The sequence below is a fragment of the Trueperella abortisuis genome (assembly GCF_030811095.1).
In the GTDB taxonomy this organism is placed as follows: domain Bacteria; phylum Actinomycetota; class Actinomycetes; order Actinomycetales; family Actinomycetaceae; genus Trueperella; species Trueperella abortisuis.
The window spans coordinates 1,884,602-1,901,074 of sequence record NZ_JAUSQL010000001.1 but is presented as its reverse complement, the minus strand read 5'-3'; the positions used below and the strand labels follow the sequence as shown (position 1 = coordinate 1,901,074).

Below are 16,473 nucleotides of genomic sequence, written 5' to 3'. Positions count from 1 at the left end.
AAAGAGGAAACCCATTATGTCATTCAATGCTCTGCTCGCCGGCGGCGAAGGAGTCACCCTCAAGCCCACCACCATTGGGGAAACCCTCGGCGGGACCATCGTCGCCGCCGAATCCCGCCAAGTCATGGACTTCTCCACGCAGGAACCCAAGACCTGGAAAGACGGCAAACCCCAGATGCAGATCGTCATCACCGTCACCACCGGCAACAAAACCGACGACGGTGAAGACGAGCTTGGCAAGATCTACATCAAGACCTGGGGTGAGCAAAAGCAGGCGCTTCTGGCTGCGATCCGTGACACTGGACTGGACGCCGACCACGCCCTCGCACCCGGCAACACGATGACCGTCACCTACCGGGGTGAGAAGCCGAACGAGAAGAAACCCAAGTTCAACGCGGTCAAGCTTTATGAGTATGTGATTACGCCGCGTTCGAACATTGGTGGTGCCCTCAACACCACCCCACCGGCACCGTCCCCGGCTGCGGCACCGGCTGCGGCACCAGCACCGGCACCAGCACCGGCACCGGCACCGTCCCCGGATAACGCCGTCACCAAGGCCCGCCAGCTCATCGCGGTCGGCCTAGACGACACCGCCATCGCCATCGCCACCGGCCTCGAACCGTCCGTGATCGCCGCGATCCGCGACAACTAACCAAAAGAACCCCGCCCCCACACCAGGGGCGGCCAGCCAGCCCGCAGCTGGACCCCATGCGGGCACCCCGGCCGTGTAGCTAAACGAGGTAGAGCAACCGCGCGCACAAAACGGATAGGGAAGATCCCGGTTCGAATCCGGGCACGGCCACCAAACTCGACAACCACAACAGGAAGGACGAAAAAGCGTTGAACACATACCAGAGAGCAAAAGAGCTCTACGCGGCTGGCATCTCCATCGTCCCCATTCTCCAATATGACCCGGAACGTGGCGACAAAAGGCCCGCCATCAGCTGGAAAAACCTCCAAACCCAGCGCCTGGCCAGCACCGATATAGACACATGGTTCGCCACCGGCGAATACGGCATCGGTGTCATCATGGGCCACATCTCAGGCGGCCTGATGATGATCGAACTCGAAGGCAAAGCCGCCAACACCCTCACTGACCTAATCACCCTCGCCAACGACTCCGGCCTGGCAGACCTCTGGCACCGCATGTTCGGCTGGTGGGAAACCACCCCCACCGGGGGCTACCACTGGTACATCTACGCCCCCGACAACACCCATGGTAACCGTAAGCTCGCCCGCACCGCCGACGGCCGCGTTCTCGCTGAGACCCGTGAAAACGGCGGCTACAGCGTCGTCGCACCCCTCGACGGGGAGCACTTCCACCACACCGGCAAAGGCGCATGGAGCCTCCTCCAAGGAGGCCCCACCACCGCAGGAACCTTCACCCTCGACGAGCTCGACGACCTCCTCACCGTTTTCCGCACCCTCGACCAAACACCCACACCACAACCCACACAAACCCCGGTAGTACGCGACCCGCACACTGGTGTCACGCCCGGGGATGACTACGAGACGCGCACCACCTGGGCAGATATTCTCACCCCCCACGGCTGGGCCCCCGTCTTCACCCGCGGCAACGAAACCTTCTGGCGCCGCCCCGGCAAAACCACCGGCATCAGCGCCTCCACCGGCCACGCCACCGACCGCGACCGCCTCTACATATGGTCCACCTCCACCGCCTTCGAGGCCGAAACCCCGTACACAAAATTCGGGGCATACTGTGTCGCGCCAGAAACTAAAATCCTGACAGCCGACCTCACGTGGGTAGAAGCAGGAACCGTAAAAGAAGGTGATGAACTCGTTGGAATCGATGAATACCCCACACAGAAACACGGAAAGAGAAAACTCCGAGTCGCAACAGTTGAAGCAGCAGAAACCCGCATTTTGCCTTGTTATGAACTAGAGCTTGAAAACGGACTCAAGATCGTATGCACAGATGAACATCCATGGCTTGCTTCATCAGCCGGCAAGGGCGGAAACATGCGCTGGATCCAAACGCAAAACCTACGTAAAGGCCAACGCATCAGCACGCTAATCGACGGCACGTGGGAAACCGCGAACGATTTCGATAGCGGCTGGCTTTCCGGAATGTATGACGGCGAAGGTTGGACATCCCGCGGTAATGTCGGACTCTCCCAAAAAGATGGCCCGATAGCACAAAAAGCAATCGCTCTACTCAAAGAACGTGGGTTCCAGCCCAATATCAAGCAGCACCAAAACGATGGCGTTATCAACATTCTCATTCAGACCATTGGAGAAGGAATGCGCCTCTTAGGGTCCCTCCAACCTACCCGCCTCGTAGACAAACGTAGTTGGGTTGGTCGAGGAGCCTGGACCCAGGCCGTCCCCAACGCAACCGTGAAAAGCGTGAAATTCGTTGGAGAACGGGAAGTTGCCGCATTTATGACCGACACTAGGACCTTTATCGCTGAAGGTCTCGTTTCGCATAATACTGTCCTCGAACACGACGGTAACCACACCGCCGCAGCCAAGCAGCTCGCCAAGGAGGGCTACGGCCGGCAGGCTGAACACGTGCGGGACACGACCGGGTTGGACGCATGGATCACCCACAAACACACTGACACTCACACTCACACTCACACTGACACTGACACTCACACTGACACTGTGCCTGAGGCTGCAGCCACGCCCACGCCGACCATCACAGAGCCCGACACCTACACGCGCACCGACGACGGCAACGCCCTCCGCTTCGCCGACACCTACACGCCCACCTTCAAATACATCAACGAACACGGCAAATGGGCGCACTGGGACGGCCACAAATGGGACCTCGACGGAGGCGACGCCAAAGCAATCGAAGCCGCACGCCACCTCGCCCGCAACCTCCCAGTAGATGACAAAGCAGACCAAACCCACCGCAAACACTCCCTCTCCAACACCGCCATCCGCGCCATGCTCGCCCTCGCCCGCAACACCCAAGGCATCTACACCTCCATCACCCAATACGACGCCGACCCCTACCTCCTCAACACCCCCAAAGGCACCATTGATCTCCACACCGGCCAACTCACCCCACCCAACCCCAACACCCTCTGCCTACGCTCCACCACCACCGCACCCAACCCCAACTGCCCCACACCCCGCTGGAACCAATTCCTCGACCAAATCTTCATGAACGACACCCACCTCATCACCTACATCCAACGCTTCTTCGGCCAAGCCATCATCGGCCAAACCAAAGAACAACTCCTCCCCTTCTTCTACGGAACCGGAGCCAACGGCAAAACCACCATGCTCAACGTCCTCCAAACCATCCTCGGCACCGGCCAAACCGGCTACTCCACCACCAGCCCCGCCGAAATCCTCACCGCCACCAACCGTCACCCCACCGAAATCGCCGCACTCTCAGGCGTCCGCCTCGCCGTCGTCTCCGAACTCGAAGAAGGACAACGCATCGCCGAAGCAAAAACCAAAGAACTCACCGGCGGCGACACCCTCACCGCCCGCTTCATGGGCAAAGACTTCTTCACCTTCACACCCACCCACACCATCGTCGCCCTGACCAACACCACCCTCGAAACCCCCGGCGGCGGTAGCCCGGCCCTATGGCGCCGCGTCCGCCTCATCCCCTTCCTCTACGTCGTCCCCAAACCAGAAAGAAACCCCAACCTCGAAAACGAACTACTCCAGGAGGCTCCCGGCATCCTGCAATGGGTCATCAACGGCACCCTCGACTACCTCACGCACGGCCTACCCGACCCGGCCGCCGTCACAAGGGCTACCGTCGACTACGAAGCCGACCAGAATACCGTCCGCCAATTCCTCACCGAAGTATGCACCCTGCACGAAACCAACAAGGACCTCTTCCAGGCCCCTGTCCCTAAGGTGCGGGCAGCCTACGAGCGGTGGTGTGAGCAGAACGGGTACACGCCGGTGGCCCCGATCGTGTTCGGCAGGCGCATGAAGCGGGAAGGTGTCGAAAACAAGGTCGGCCATAGGGCGCGTTTCTATGTTGGCTTGTCGCTGCCGGATGACTCCCTCCAGGAGGCCCTCGATGAGTAATGCAAGCTCACTACAGATGCCTGGATTGATCTGTAGTGGATCTGTAGTGGATCTGTAGTGGAACACTACAGATGCAACAGATCGCTACAGATTTTTTCACGATCTGTAGTGCCCACTTTTCGTTGCTATCTAGCTATTTCATTAACGACCGCTACAGATCTACAGATAGATCTAAATCTATGCGCATAAAGAAAAAGAGTTATCCACAGAATATGTGCCACTTATCCACAGGTTAGAGAGTAAAAACCATATATTCACGACCGATTCAAAAACATCTGTAGCACCTGTAGCGCGTCCGTTTCAGGCACCCCAACCCACCCTTCATAAAGGAGACCCCACGATGATCACCACCACCGACAGATACGCCCTCACAACCAGCTGGACTACGCCACGCATTGAGGACACCTATTTTCGGATGCTCACCCCAGACGAGGTCAAACTCGGCATGGCTTTCCCCGCCCACTACCAAGCCGTGGGAAATGGCCGTGAGCAGGTGCGGATGTGGGGCAACGCCGTCACCCCGCCCGCCGCACGTGACCTTTACACGATCGCAGCCAACACTCTCGCCGCCTAGAAAGGAACCCCTATGCGTGAAACCGTCGTCGAACAAGCCCTGATCCGGGCAGTCCACGCCGCCGGTGGGCTGTGCTGGAAATTCACCAGCCCCGGCACCGCAGGAGTCCCCGACCGGCTCGTGATCCTCCCCGGCGGGCATGTCGGCTTCATTGAAGTCAAAGCCCCCGGGCAACAACCACGACCAATCCAGCAACACCGCATCCACCAACTCCACGCCCTTGGAGCTACCGCCCTCATCATTGACCACCCCGACCAAATACAGGAGGCCCTCGATGCGATTCGCACCGCATAACTACCAACGCCAAGCCATCGCACACATCCTCCTCCACCCCAACAGCGTCCTCCTTTTGGACATGGGCCTCGGGAAAACCGTCATCACCCTCACCGCCCTCACAAGCCTCCTGGCAAACCAGCTCGCCCACAAAGTGCTTGTCGTCGCCCCCAAACGCGTCGCCACTCATACCTGGCCGGCAGAGCTTGCCAAGTGGGATCATTTGGCCGGGCTTGATGCGGTGGTCCTCACCGGCTCGCCAGCTAAACGCCAGGCGCTACTCGAGGATCCTGCCCCGTTGCACATCATCAACCGCGAGAACATCCCTTGGCTCGTCCAGACCCTCGGCAATGCGTGGCCGTACGACACCGTCGTCATCGACGAACTCTCCAGCTTCAAAAACGCGTCCTCGAAACGCAACCGGGCACTCTGCCGCGTCCGTCCACACATCCACCGCATGATCGGCCTGACCGGCACACCCACACCCAACGGCCTCCTAGATCTCTTCGGCCAATACAAACTCATCGACCCGTCGATCTTCGGCACCCGCATCACCACATACCGTGAGCGTTATTTTCAGCCGACCACATACGTGTATGGCCGCCCGGTCGGGTGGGAACCCCGCCAGGGTGCACAGGACGCGATCTACGAAGCGATCAGACCAGTGACCATATCTATGACCGCCGAGGATTATTTGGACGTCCCAGAAGCAATTTTCGTGAATCATGCGGTGGCCATACCGCCCAAAGCACGCGCCACCTACGACACCCTCAAACGCGACCTCGTCACCCACATCAACACCGAAACGATCGACGCCTCCAGTGCAGCCACATTGGCCGGTAAACTCCTCCAGCTTTCCGCCGGAGCGATCTACACCGACCCCACCAGCGCCGAATGGGTCGACGTGCACGACGCCAAACTCGACGGCCTCGAAGACCTCGTGGAGGCAGCCAACGGCCAGCCCCTGCTCGTTGCCTACTGGTACACCCATGACCTTGCGAGGATTAAGGACCGTTTCCCGAACGCCCGCCTACTAGACACAGCACAAGATTTTGAGGACTGGAACAAGGGCCTGATCCCGATCGGACTGATCCACCCCGCCTCGGCTGGGCACGGCCTGAACCTCCAAGCGGGCGGACACCTACTCGTGTGGTTCACCCTCACCTGGTCCCTCGAGCTCTACCAGCAACTCAATGCGCGATTGCACCGGCAAGGCCAGCAACATCCCGTCACCATCACCCACCTTGTCGCCGAGGACACGATCGACGCCCGAGTCCTCGCCTCACTCGACAAGAAGGACACGACGCAGGCCGCGCTTGTCGAAGCGGTCAAAACAGAACTAGCACAGGAGGCACACCGTGACAGCCAGCAGTAGTTGTCGTAAGTGTCGCGGGTCTGGGGTTGTCCGTGACTCGAAAACACTCCGGCTAATCACATGCCCTTACTGCACACGAAAGGAAAACCAGGAATGAACCCAATCATCGCAACCCTGTTAGAAGAACTCATCGAGGAGCAGCACTAATGACGAAAAACATGACACTTGAGGGCGAACACCACGCGGGCTGGGACGAAAACGCTCTCCCACTCGACGCGGTCGTCATCATGGGCGACGGCATCGCCGCACAACTCCGCATACTGTCCGGGCATGCCACCCCGGAAGAAAAACGCGGCAACAGGTATTGGGCGCGCACCGACGCGACGATGGTTTACTCCCCAGTCACGAGCCCACGACTGCTACCACTCACAGTTATTTACCCACAGGACAAGGAGACGAAATGAGCACGATTAAAGATTTTGAGAACGCGCCAGTCGGCGCGACGGCGACCCACGAGACGATGGGCCTCCGGGTCATGAAAATAAACGACGGCGGCCAGTATTGGATCACCCCGAGGGGGGGCTATTTGAGCGACGAAGAAGTAGCGTCTCGTGATTTCGCGCTCGACCCGTCTGCGCCCGTTACGGCAAGTGAAGCACTCGACCTCGCATGGGAACTCGCGCACGAAGTGAAACCGGGGCAGGTCATCCCCAAAGGCGATCGATTTCTGGAATTTTATGACTCCGGGCTGAAGGAATACACCGCACAGTGCGACATCAAGATCGACCCCGACCTCGCGCCGGTATTCCGCACGCTCGACCCGTTGCCAGACCCTGAACCGGACTGGCTCGACGCACCAGCCGTGCTCGCCAGTCACCCTCTTTGCGCAGACACAGAGCCGATCGGGCTATGGATACCCGGCGGTGAAGGCATGTGGGAATGGCCGTTCCAACAGGGAGAGTTCAAGGCGCACTGGTCCGAACTTGAGGACGTGACCCCTCTCTATCCGAAAGAAGGACACGACGCAGGCTGCGCTTATTGATGCGGTGAAGGCCGAACTCAATCAATGAAAGGAAAACCATGACCGAACAGCATTATGCCCGGCCTAGCTGCACCAAACACGGCACCCACGAAGACGAGGAGGAAAAGTGAGCGTCATCTTCATGATCTTTTCAATCGGTGGGGCTTTCGTGTCCGCATGGTTCGCCTACCAGGCAGTCATCGAGGGATCGCCAGATACGTCGGTTCGTCGCTTCCCACCTCATCGAGAACCAAATGGTCCGGGAACGGATAGCCCCATGCCTCAAGCGCAAAGAAACTCTTCTGACCGAACGGAGGAATGATGAAGTCATCATTCAGCTCAACTCGCGCGAACTGGTCTCGGTTCCTCACATGCTCGACATGGAAGGGTGCGGCCGAGTCGTTTTTGATGACGAGCATCGTCTTCCCGGCGCGTTCAATGAAGCGCCTCCCAGAAGGGGCATCCGCAGGAAAGCCAACCACGTCGGGGCGTGCCCCAGACTCCCTGAGGGCCTGCACGATTTGGTTCAAGCTCGTCGTCATTTCGTCCAAGCGCTGCAGTTGCTCAACGCCTTGCCGGGCTGACTGCTCAGCAGCAGTCTTTGCTGTTTCGGCTTGGCGTTGGGACGCATCCGCCTGGATTGTCGCGGCCTGTGCTGCTTCTTTGTCGAGGCGGGCTTGTTCTCGCGCCTGCTTTGACAGGTTCGAGCGCCACCACGAGAAGGCAGCGCCTACGAGCGACACAACGGCGGCTCCAGCGTTAATCCACGTAGGCAGATCCATGTTAGGCCTTTGCCAGCTGGGAGACGCGTTGGACAGATACGCCCATGATCGTGCCCACGTCACGCATGGAAAGCCCTGCGCGAGTCAACAGTTGCACTGCTGTGCGCGAGGAATCGGAAAGCTCGCGTTCTGCTTCCTGGGCGGCTTTGGTGGCGCTCTTATAACGGTCAATAGCCTCGACCGGAAGCCCGCACGGTTCGATGCTGACAGTGAAGCTTTCTTCGGGCTGGCCGGTCATGAGCGCCGCAGCGTCTTTAATCATCGCTTCGAGTTGATCCAGGCGGCGAGCCTGGGTGGAGTATTCGTGGTCGTCTACGGTGAAGTCGGCAGCCCACCACCCATCGCAGCGGGTGGCAGTTGCGTTAACGTGTGTCATTTCTTTGCCCTTCTGATGATTGCTTTCGCGGTGAGCTCGTTTACCTCGCGGTGGCGGGGGATTGGTTCGCTCCAGGTTCCGATGGTGGCCCGGGTGTGGTTTCCTCCTTCAGTTAGGTGGAGCGTTTCGCCCTTAGCCTTGGCGATCTTGTCGAGCTGTTTGATGAGGTCTCTCCGCTTCATAACTTTATTCTACCCCCATAGACTTGCGCAAGTCAAGCCCTATAGACAACTAATGTAGGAGAATCGTAATGAACAAAAACCCAACCATCACCACCATCTGTGCCGACCTACCCACCCTCTACCAGCACCTACTCGACCTCACCGAACCCACCCTCCACGCCATCCGCTACACGGCAGCCCACACCACCGGCACCCAAGCCGACAGCCTCCCCGAGCGCGCCACCTACGCCCGCGAGCGCCTCGAACATGAGCTCGGTGAGCTGCGACAGATCGCGGGCGTCCTGGCCGACACCGACCACGGCCAGACACCTATCGACAAAGTGGCCGTGGTGCTCGCTGAGCACGCCACCACACTCGCCGCCTGGCCCGACCTACAAGCCGACGTCGAACGCATCCATGCACGCTGGAAGACAGCGGCCGCACCAGACACCGAAGCGTCAGACCACCTATGCCCCGCCTGCGGCACCACCACACTCCACTGGCACCACACAGAGCGCCTCTACCGCTGCCCCGCCTGCGACTACACCGGCACGGTCGAGCACGTCCGAAACGCTGCACTGTGGCGCATCCGATCCGCCGACCTATGGGTCGACCGGGCAACCGCCTGTGCCCTATTCGGTCTCACGCGCGACCAGATTAAATGGCATATCAGGGCGGGTAACCTCCACCCAGACGGTGGCCTGGTCAGCACGGCGGAGCTACGCGCCTTACCCCGCCGGAGGTAGCTGCCCTGGCTGATGGTCGGGAGGCTTGCCATTGGTCGATGGTGTGCTTGCTCCACCCGAAGGTGGGGCGCTTGCCTGATCCGACGATCACGTCAGGCGCTGGCAGGTTGTAGCGCGATAAGGTGCCAACCTTCACGCCGATGCGCTGAGCGAACTCGGATCGGGATAGGTATACCTCACTCACGGCGATCAACTCGCTTGGCCATGAGGGATACGACTGTGGCCGCGAGAGTGATGACCCCGCTGATGAACGCGAGGGTGCTGGCTCCTTTGATGGTGGCCAGGATCGTGAGAACTGCGGCGAAGATGATAAGCCATGTGGTCATTGTTTTTCGGCGATGGCGGGCGGCGCCCAATCGGTGTAGACTGGGCGCCGAGCGGGTTATTTCTTATCTTTTCGCTTTGTCAGGGCTTCGATAAGGTCCGCTACCGCTTTGATGAGTGCGGCTAGTGCCGCGATGATCGCTGCGGTCCCGGTTAGTGTGTCCATCGCTGTCCTCCTTTCTTCCAACACCACCAGTATACACATTTATATATGCATACGCAAGGTGGGGCACCACCAGCCCCTCAACGAAAACCCATCACACCCCGCCCATGTGCTATACTCACGGCTATGGGCGTCCAGTGCGCCCATTTTCCATACCACGACACCCGACCACGGTGGTGAAGTAATGGCTTGGGCAACCTCAACGCGCAGCAAGCGACTCCCCAAAGACTGGGCCAAACGTCGCACCCAAGTGCGCGATCGAGCCCATGGGCAATGCCAGGCCACCCACCACCACCCACGATGCCCCGGCACCGGCGCCGAATGCGACCACATCATTCCCGGCGACGATCACAGCCTCGCAAATCTGCAATGGCTATCGAAAGCTTGTCACCAGGCTAAGACTGCACGGGAGGCCGCAGCGCGCAGCCGGGCTCGCACGCGGCTAAGACCTGCAGAAAAGCATCCAGGTTTGAAAGGCTGAGCGAAGCTGTCGCGGATATGAAATCGGAAAAGTGTTTCTTTTTTATTGTGTCGTAGTTTAGACTAAGGGGGGCAGGTCTCCCCTCCCCGCCCTGCCCGGTAAACCGCCGGGATAGCAGTCGAGATCCTGCGTGCGATCGTACCACGTTTTTTCTTCGGGGGATTCTGATCTATTCAACTTTTCCGCGTGTTTTAGCCGATTGTGGGGCGTGTGTTTGGCGTGGTTGTCGTGTTGTATCATGCCGATATTGCGGTTTCTGGGCCCCTTTCGTCTCGAATGCATGAAAGTGGCTACATAGTGCGAGTTAACCGTAAACTATGGTAGGGTTTGGGTATGAGGACCTGCGGCCACTGCGGCATCAACATCGAGGGCAAGCGCGCCAACGCCCGCTACTGCTCCACCTCGTGTCGCGTCATGGGCAACCGGCGCCCACCACCACCACGAGCGATGACCCGCCAGGATAGGTGGGTGTTGTGGAAGCCGTTCAAGCGTCGTGGTGGCTGGTCGAAACTCCCGATCCAACCGGATGGCACGCCGGCGTCCTCAACCGATCCGGGCACGTGGGTGGCGTTTGCTCAGGTGCGTGGTGAGCTTCGTAAAGGCTTCGTCCTCGGTGGCGGGATCGGCTGTATCGACCTTGACGAGTGCATCACCGATGGGGTGATAGCCCCCTGGGCGCAAGAGGTCATTGATGAGCATGTGGCTAGCGCGGTGTGGATTGAGGTTTCCCCCTCTGGGACCGGCGTCCACATTTTCACGCCGATGGGCCCCGGTTCGGGGCGTGTGATTCGGGATGGGGAGCGAAAGATTGAGATCTATCCGCCTGATTCTGGCCGGTTTATTTGCGTGACGGGGCTCCCGTTGAAGTACTAAGCCACTGTGCTCGCCTTGGGTGCGTGCACGGTGCGCGTACCCTGTGGAGGTGCAGTGGAATGGGAAAGAATGTGAAGCGGCCCGAGGCGCTCGGTGAGCTCGGGTCCCGGCTGTGGGATGAGACGCTCGCGGTCTACGATATGGGTGAGCATGAGCTGCGCGTGTTGGGCGAAGCGTGCCATACCCTGGATCTGATTCAGCAGATGCGCCGGCGGATCAAGCGTGATGGTGTGATGGTCAAAGGCTCGATGGGTCAGCCGGTGGCGCACCCTCTAGCGTCCGAGGTTCGTCAGCAGCGGGCCCTGTTTTCCACGCTGATGCGCGGCCTTGACCTACCCGATGTTGAGCCGGCGGCTTCGCCGGTGGAGGGTGAGGCTGGGTTGCGGGCTGTGTCTGATGTCAATCAGCATCGGGCGGCTGCGCAGTCGCGGTGGGCCAAGTCGTACGGGAGCTGATAGGTGTGGCTGTCTTAAGGGGCGGCCATGGTGGGCTAATCCGTAACCGTGACATGGAGTTGCGCGAGATTAAGGACTGGTACCGGGAGCATGTTCCTGGTGCGCCGCGCCCGGAATGGCTCCATGAGCCAGTGATTGTTGGCCCAACATGGAAGTTTGACGAGAACGGGTGGGTGTTACCTGAGTTCACTGGCGGCTGGGATGTGCTGGCCTGGTGCGGGTTGTGGTTGAATAACCCCGATGGTGAGCCGTGGCGGTTCACGATGGAGCAAGCTAGGTTCACGCTGTGGTTCTTTGCCACTGAGCCTGGTCTTGGCACGTTCGTGCACCCGTCGGCGGTGCTGCAGCGGTTGAAGGGGTGGGGTAAGGATCCGTATGCGGCGGCGTTGGAGGCCGCTCATTTTCTTGGCCCGTCGGTCTCGGACGGGGTCGGTGATGACGGGCAGCCGATCATGGTGGCTAACCCTGCCGCCTGGGTGCAGAATTTCGCGGTCTCGCAAGAGCAGACGAAGAACACGATGTCGTTGTTTCCTGGCCTGTTCGGCCCGCAGGCCCGAAAGCACTTCGGGATTCAGGTTGGTCGGAATAATGTGTGGGCACTTGGTGATTCGGTGCGCATTGAGGCCGTCACCGCTTCACATTTGGCGGCGGAGGGTAACCGTGTAACGTTCGCGGTCAGGAATGAGACTCAGAATTGGAATTCGTCGAATCAGGGCCACGAGTTGGCCGGAGTGATCGATGGCAACGTGACTAAGGCCCGTGGGGATCGGCCAGCTCGCGTGCTCGATATTTGCAATGCTTACCGTGAGGGTGAGGACTCGGTCGGGCAGCGGGTGCGTGAGGGCTGGGAAGAGACTCAGGATCAGTGGCAGGGCGGGGAGCTGGTGGAGGCCCGGCGTGAAGATTTTGGTCTGCTTTATGATTCGCTTGAGGCCGCCCCGTCGGCAGAGCTCAACGGGGAAGGCGTTGATGAGTGGATTCCGATCATTCGTGGGGATTCGGTGTGGATCGATCCGGAGCGGGTGAAAAAATCGGTGTTCAACCCCACGAACGCCCCGTCTGAGTCTCGGCGCAAGTGGTTGAACCAGATCCAGGCTGAGGCGGATGCGTGGACGACGGCACAGATTTTCGATTCGTTGGCTGATGCTGAGGTGGTGGTGGAGGCCGGTGAAGAGATCGTGCTTTTCTTTGACGCCTCAAAGTCTGATGATGCGACCGGGCTTGTGGGCTGCCGGGTGGTGGACGGGCACGTGTTCGTGCTTGGCATGTGGCAGCGCCCGGCAGGCAAGCTCGGTCAGGGCTGGAGGGTTCCACGCGAGGATGTTGACCGTGTGGTGGAGGAGGCTCACGACCGGTACCGGGTGGTGGCGTTCTTCGCTGACCCCGCGCACGTGTTCGAAGATGAATCCCAGTTGCCGTATTGGGATGGCGTCGTTGATGGCTGGCACCGGCGGTGGGGCGCCCAATACGCCGTTGACGCGCGTCCAGGACGTGACCGGCATTCGGTCATGTTCGACATGGCCACCTCGGCGGCGCTCAAGCCGTTCGTGCAGCATGTGTCAGTGACCGAGCAGGAAATGATCGACGGGGCGTTCACGCATGACGCGGACGCCCGGCTACGCAGGCACGTGCTTGCCGCTAAACGCTACCCAACCAGGTATGGGATGTCGATCGCGAAAGAACATCCCGAATCACGCAGAAAGATCGATTTAGCAGTGTGCATGGTAGGCGCCCGGCTCGTGCGTCGCCTGGTGTTGAATTCGCGCAAGACGCGCAGGAGGGGAGCTGGCCGAATATGGTAATGACACCTGCCGCCGTCGTCGATCTGGTCAATGATGAACTTGCCGGGATTGGCGCCCGGCAGGTCGAGTTAGACCAGGTAGATCAATGGCTGACAGCAGATAACCCGATGGACACGTATCGGCGTGCGCATACCGCGCCGAATACGGAAAAAGGCCGACTCGGGGAACTCTCGGTGACCCCGATTCTTGAACTGATCGTGGCTGAGGTGGCTCAGCAGATGATCGTCGGGCGGATTAGCGTGCCCGGCGATGATACTGCGGCCTCGCGGCTGCGCCGCCCATGGGACGCGAACGGCATGCCGTCCAAGCAGTACGCCCTGTGGCATGCCGGGCTGGCATACGGGCAGTCACACATGCTCGTGCTACCGGATCGGGCGCTGCGGCCTCACGGCCAGCGCGGTGTCGCTTCGCTGCTCCCGTTCTCACCCCGCCAGCTATTCGTCAAATGGGGTGACCCGCTGGAGGACGAGTACCCGCTGTGGGCGATCCGGCTGATCGGAGATGTCAACGCATGGACGGGGCTACGCGTGTACGACGAGCAGGCCGTGCACTATCTGACCCGCGACACGACCACGGGTGGGTTGACCTATGTGGAATATCGTGAGCACGGCATGGGCGTGTGCCCCGTAGTCACGTTCTCCAACGACCTGGACTTAGAAGCCCGTTCACGTGGCGAGGTGGAGAAATACCGGGGCGTGGCAGGCCGGCTTGAGAAGACCACGCTAGATCGGCTCATGGCCCAGCACTACAACTCGTGGAAGGTGCGTTATGCGACCGGTATGGAAGAACCACTCGATTCGCAGGATGCGGCCGAGCAGCGCCAGAAGCTCGCACATAATGACATTCTCGTGGGTGGGGCGGGTGTCCAGTTCGGCACCCTGCCGGAGACCTCGCTCGATGGTCTGCTCAAGGCAGCTGAGGCGGACCGGGATACTTTGGCGGCGGTCTCCCAGACGCCGGTATGGGCGCTCAACGGCGGCCAACTAGTGAACCTGTCTGCCGAGGCCCTGCTCGAAGCGAGGTCGATGCAGCGCCAGAAGGTGGCACAAAAACAGCGCTCCAATGGTGTTGGCGTGGCACGCGTGCTGCGTCTTGCCGCGCATGCTGAAGGCCGTGAAGACGACGCCGGCAGGTTTGATATCACAGTGGGCTGGGAAGACACCGAATCACGGGCCCTATCTGCCACCGCCGATGGCCTGTTCAAGCTTGGCCAGCTCGGTATCCCGCCAGAGTTGCTGGTGGAGATGATCCCGGGGCTTTCGTCGGAGCGGGTGGCGGACTGGAAGGCGCATCTAGGGTCGGGCTCGGAGGCTGGGCGGCTGGTAGACGTTCTGGAAAGGCAAATCTATGGCCAAAACGCAGGCGGGCAGGGAGCTTACTGACACCCATCGCAGGGACCAGGTGATCTTGCGGGCCACGATCGAGCAGGCAGCAACCGCGCTTGATGGGCTGATGGATCTTGACAACCTGACGGGCTCATTCCCACGGTGGTTTGTGGGTAGGAGCGTGCTAGCAAACGCGGGAGTGGACACCTCGGCCAGGCTAGCCGGAGCGTATGTGGCCGAGTACGGGCTCGCAGAGGCCGGGGTGGAACTCGTGGCTGGCGCCCCGGAGTTTGACCAGCAGCGTATCGCCCGTGAAGCATACACGGACACGGTGGTGATGACCAAGGCCCGGATTGCGGCGGGTATGAGCCCGGAGGAAGCCTGGCGAATCCAGTCCGCGATCACTTATGGCAAGCTTGGCCAGTTGGTGCTCGATGCGGGCAGGCAGACAATCACCACCTCCTCGTTTAAGTATTCGGGTAGGCGTGGCCGGTGGCGGCGGGTATCGGATGGTGCCCCGTGTGCGTTTTGTGCGATGCTGGTGGGCCGCGGCCCGGTATACCAAGAACAGTCCGTCCAGTTCAGGGCCCATAACCATTGTGGGTGTACGGCTGAGTTAGTGCTGCATGAGTGGGAGCCGACGGAGGAAGAAGCCCTCTATCGGGCCTCATACATGCAGGCGGCCTTGGATGCTGAAGAAGAGTTCGGGCGTTCGTGGGCGCGTACGGCTGCCGGTGAAAACCAGATTTTGGCTCGGATGCGGCGCAACAACCCGGGCTTGTTTAACGACGGCGTGTTCGCCAAGGACTCACAGTTTCGTTCACCGGCGTGGGTCAAAGCGAAGGAGTCAACCCGGTGCCGCCGGGAGAAGATCAAGCTAGCCACGGGCCTCGGTGGTGGCGGGGCCAAGCCGCCGAAGCTGCCAAACGGGAACAGCGAATCGTCCGATGGTTACAGCAATCTTGCCCGTGCGCTTGACTTGGCTCCTGATGCGAAGCTCATCCATGAGCCGATGAGGGAGGGCACCAACTCGTTTAGAGCGCCCACTGCTGCATCGATACCGGCTAAGAGAATCGCGCCAGCCACAGACCCGTGGCGGTATTTTGAAAAAGATACACGGACTGTTGCAGAACATTTTGCCCGGCATGTAGATATAGGTCTGTATTCCATTCAGGAAGCAAGTGGCCCGGGAGCAGACAAAATCAAGAGCCCAGACGCCATTTTTGAAACGTTTGCAGAAACTATCGAGTTCAAATTGCAGAAGTCTGCCAAGCTGGATAATTTCAAAACTTCACTTGGTCGCTCGAGATCGCAGTCAGAAAACCTCGCCTTTCTCACGAATGCAGAAGTCAGTGATGATAGACTGGAAACGTTGCTTCGTGAATATGTTAGTCGGTACGGTCATGGACATCGGGTTGTGATCGGAATGAGCCAGTCAGGGAAGGTGGTGTATTGGGTAAATGACAGACGTTAAAAGAAGCCGTAATTTTGGGCTTTCTTTTGAAGGTTTTTCACTAGAAAAAGTGCAGGAAATCCTGGAAAGCTACCCTGGAACAACGCCAACCGATTATTTTGATGATGGCCCAGGCCCTTTCCCAATTCTGGCATGCTATTCGACAGATACTCCTCCCGAGGTGCTTCAGCAGTTTGTCAAGGATCGGCTAAATTATCGGCCGCCGGCTGATGAGCAATTTGAAACCTTGCCCGATCTAGAGAGCGTGCGTGCGTTCACGCGGTCTTAGCCGGACTCTCACGTAGTTCTTGACCCCGCCAATC

At 59.7% G+C, this 16,473-nt stretch carries 18 protein-coding genes and 1 tRNA gene; 15 read left to right on the top strand and 4 right to left on the bottom strand.

What is annotated here, in order from left to right; all coding sequences use genetic code 11:
- Positions 1-16: 16 nt before the first annotated feature.
- From J2S45_RS08575 to J2S45_RS08540, 8 genes are all read left to right on the top strand, one after another.
- Positions 17-652 (top strand): hypothetical protein, encoded by a 636-nt coding sequence (locus J2S45_RS08575; protein ID WP_307635116.1) that lies wholly within the window; start codon positions 17-19, stop codon positions 650-652.
- 69 nt (positions 653-721) lie between these two features.
- Positions 722-805: transfer RNA gene (locus J2S45_RS08570), tRNA-Val, on the top strand.
- A 35-nt stretch (positions 806-840) separates the two neighbouring features.
- Entirely contained in the window at positions 841-4,026 is a 3,186-nt protein-coding gene (locus J2S45_RS08565; protein WP_307635115.1) for a phage/plasmid primase, P4 family, read from the top strand.
- A 340-nt stretch (positions 4,027-4,366) separates the two neighbouring features.
- Positions 4,367-4,600 (top strand): DNA cytosine methyltransferase, encoded by a 234-nt coding sequence (locus J2S45_RS08560; RefSeq protein WP_307635114.1) that lies wholly within the window; start codon positions 4,367-4,369, stop codon positions 4,598-4,600.
- Positions 4,601-4,612: 12 nt separating this feature from the next.
- On the top strand, positions 4,613-4,894 hold the full coding sequence (locus tag J2S45_RS08555; RefSeq protein ID WP_307635113.1) for a PDDEXK family nuclease: 282 nt from the start codon (positions 4,613-4,615) through the stop codon (positions 4,892-4,894).
- A complete protein-coding gene (locus J2S45_RS08550) occupies positions 4,875-6,248 on the top strand; it encodes a DEAD/DEAH box helicase (protein WP_307635112.1) in 1,374 nt (457 codons plus the stop codon). Before J2S45_RS08555 ends, J2S45_RS08550 begins: the two co-directional genes overlap by 20 nt.
- 146 nt (positions 6,249-6,394) lie before the next feature.
- Positions 6,395-6,652, top strand: a complete 258-nt coding sequence (locus J2S45_RS08545; RefSeq protein ID WP_307635111.1) for a hypothetical protein — start codon at positions 6,395-6,397, stop codon at positions 6,650-6,652.
- Positions 6,649-7,230 carry a hypothetical protein gene (locus J2S45_RS08540; RefSeq protein ID WP_307635110.1) on the top strand — a complete coding sequence of 194 codons (582 nt, stop codon included), beginning with the start codon at positions 6,649-6,651 and terminating at the stop codon, positions 7,228-7,230. The genes J2S45_RS08545 and J2S45_RS08540 overlap by 4 nt, the downstream gene beginning before the upstream one ends.
- 176 nt (positions 7,231-7,406) lie before the next feature.
- On the opposite strand, the gene J2S45_RS08535 is transcribed toward J2S45_RS08540, so the two are convergent.
- From J2S45_RS08535 to J2S45_RS08525, 3 genes are read right to left on the bottom strand one after another with little or no spacing between them, the layout of a single operon-like run.
- On the bottom strand, positions 7,407-7,991 hold the full coding sequence (locus tag J2S45_RS08535; protein ID WP_307635109.1) for a hypothetical protein: 585 nt from the start codon (positions 7,989-7,991) through the stop codon (positions 7,407-7,409).
- Position 7,992: 1 nt separating this feature from the next.
- Positions 7,993-8,367: a hypothetical protein gene (locus J2S45_RS08530; protein ID WP_296931936.1), complete on the bottom strand. Its 375-nt coding sequence runs from the start codon at positions 8,365-8,367 to the stop codon at positions 7,993-7,995.
- Positions 8,364-8,549 carry a hypothetical protein gene (locus tag J2S45_RS08525; protein WP_296931934.1) on the bottom strand — a complete coding sequence of 62 codons (186 nt, stop codon included), beginning with the start codon at positions 8,547-8,549 and terminating at the stop codon, positions 8,364-8,366. Before J2S45_RS08525 ends, J2S45_RS08530 begins: the two co-directional genes overlap by 4 nt.
- Positions 8,550-8,617: 68 nt before the next feature.
- Here J2S45_RS08525 and J2S45_RS08520 point away from each other — a divergent pair, with 68 nt between their 5' ends.
- Positions 8,618-9,274 (top strand): Clp protease/crotonase-like domain-containing protein, encoded by a 657-nt coding sequence (locus J2S45_RS08520; protein WP_307635108.1) that lies wholly within the window; start codon positions 8,618-8,620, stop codon positions 9,272-9,274.
- A gap of 176 nt (positions 9,275-9,450) precedes the next feature.
- On the opposite strand, the gene J2S45_RS08515 is transcribed toward J2S45_RS08520, so the two are convergent.
- Complete coding sequence (locus tag J2S45_RS08515; RefSeq protein ID WP_307635107.1) at positions 9,451-9,600, bottom strand: hypothetical protein; 150 nt, start codon at positions 9,598-9,600, stop codon at positions 9,451-9,453.
- Positions 9,601-10,575: 975 nt separating this feature from the next.
- Here J2S45_RS08515 and J2S45_RS08510 point away from each other — a divergent pair.
- Genes J2S45_RS08510 through J2S45_RS08485 form a run of 6 tightly spaced genes read left to right on the top strand, consistent with a single transcriptional unit; the run spans position 10,576 to position 16,439 of the window.
- Complete coding sequence (locus J2S45_RS08510) at positions 10,576-11,115, top strand: DNA primase (RefSeq protein WP_307635106.1); 540 nt, start codon at positions 10,576-10,578, stop codon at positions 11,113-11,115.
- Between the two features lie 59 nt (positions 11,116-11,174).
- Positions 11,175-11,570 (top strand): hypothetical protein, encoded by a 396-nt coding sequence (locus J2S45_RS08505; protein WP_307635105.1) that lies wholly within the window; start codon positions 11,175-11,177, stop codon positions 11,568-11,570.
- A gap of 5 nt (positions 11,571-11,575) precedes the next feature.
- A complete protein-coding gene (locus tag J2S45_RS08500; RefSeq protein ID WP_296931923.1) occupies positions 11,576-13,372 on the top strand; it encodes a hypothetical protein in 1,797 nt (598 codons plus the stop codon).
- Positions 13,372-14,754 (top strand): phage portal protein, encoded by a 1,383-nt coding sequence (locus J2S45_RS08495; RefSeq protein WP_307635104.1) that lies wholly within the window; start codon positions 13,372-13,374, stop codon positions 14,752-14,754. Before J2S45_RS08500 ends, J2S45_RS08495 begins: the two co-directional genes overlap by 1 nt.
- The gene (locus J2S45_RS08490; protein WP_307635103.1) at positions 14,720-16,171 is read left to right on the top strand and encodes a VG15 protein; all 1,452 of its coding nucleotides are present in this window, start codon (positions 14,720-14,722) and stop codon (positions 16,169-16,171) included. The genes J2S45_RS08495 and J2S45_RS08490 overlap by 35 nt, the downstream gene beginning before the upstream one ends.
- Entirely contained in the window at positions 16,158-16,439 is a 282-nt protein-coding gene (locus J2S45_RS08485; protein WP_296931917.1) for a hypothetical protein, read from the top strand. Before J2S45_RS08490 ends, J2S45_RS08485 begins: the two co-directional genes overlap by 14 nt.
- The last annotated feature ends 34 nt before the right edge of the window (positions 16,440-16,473 follow it).

Coding starts and splice junctions, on each gene's coding strand:
- J2S45_RS08530 (WP_296931936.1), bottom strand. CDS start 8,367: ATGACACACGTTAACGCAACTGCCACCCGCTGCGATGGGTGGTGGGCT.
- J2S45_RS08540 (WP_307635110.1), top strand. CDS start 6,649: ATGAGCACGATTAAAGATTTTGAGAACGCGCCAGTCGGCGCGACGGCG.
- J2S45_RS08495 (WP_307635104.1), top strand. CDS start 13,372: ATGACACCTGCCGCCGTCGTCGATCTGGTCAATGATGAACTTGCCGGG.
- J2S45_RS08555 (WP_307635113.1), top strand. CDS start 4,613: ATGCGTGAAACCGTCGTCGAACAAGCCCTGATCCGGGCAGTCCACGCC.
- J2S45_RS08505 (WP_307635105.1), top strand. CDS start 11,175: ATGGGAAAGAATGTGAAGCGGCCCGAGGCGCTCGGTGAGCTCGGGTCC.
- J2S45_RS08520 (WP_307635108.1), top strand. CDS start 8,618: ATGAACAAAAACCCAACCATCACCACCATCTGTGCCGACCTACCCACC.
- J2S45_RS08575 (WP_307635116.1), top strand. CDS start 17: ATGTCATTCAATGCTCTGCTCGCCGGCGGCGAAGGAGTCACCCTCAAG.
- J2S45_RS08535 (WP_307635109.1), bottom strand. CDS start 7,991: ATGGATCTGCCTACGTGGATTAACGCTGGAGCCGCCGTTGTGTCGCTC.
- J2S45_RS08525 (WP_296931934.1), bottom strand. CDS start 8,549: ATGAAGCGGAGAGACCTCATCAAACAGCTCGACAAGATCGCCAAGGCT.
- J2S45_RS08485 (WP_296931917.1), top strand. CDS start 16,158: ATGACAGACGTTAAAAGAAGCCGTAATTTTGGGCTTTCTTTTGAAGGT.
- J2S45_RS08560 (WP_307635114.1), top strand. CDS start 4,367: ATGATCACCACCACCGACAGATACGCCCTCACAACCAGCTGGACTACG.
- J2S45_RS08515 (WP_307635107.1), bottom strand. CDS start 9,600: ATGACCACATGGCTTATCATCTTCGCCGCAGTTCTCACGATCCTGGCC.
- J2S45_RS08510 (WP_307635106.1), top strand. CDS start 10,576: ATGAGGACCTGCGGCCACTGCGGCATCAACATCGAGGGCAAGCGCGCC.
- J2S45_RS08545 (WP_307635111.1), top strand. CDS start 6,395: ATGACGAAAAACATGACACTTGAGGGCGAACACCACGCGGGCTGGGAC.
- J2S45_RS08490 (WP_307635103.1), top strand. CDS start 14,720: ATGGCCAAAACGCAGGCGGGCAGGGAGCTTACTGACACCCATCGCAGG.
- J2S45_RS08550 (WP_307635112.1), top strand. CDS start 4,875: ATGCGATTCGCACCGCATAACTACCAACGCCAAGCCATCGCACACATC.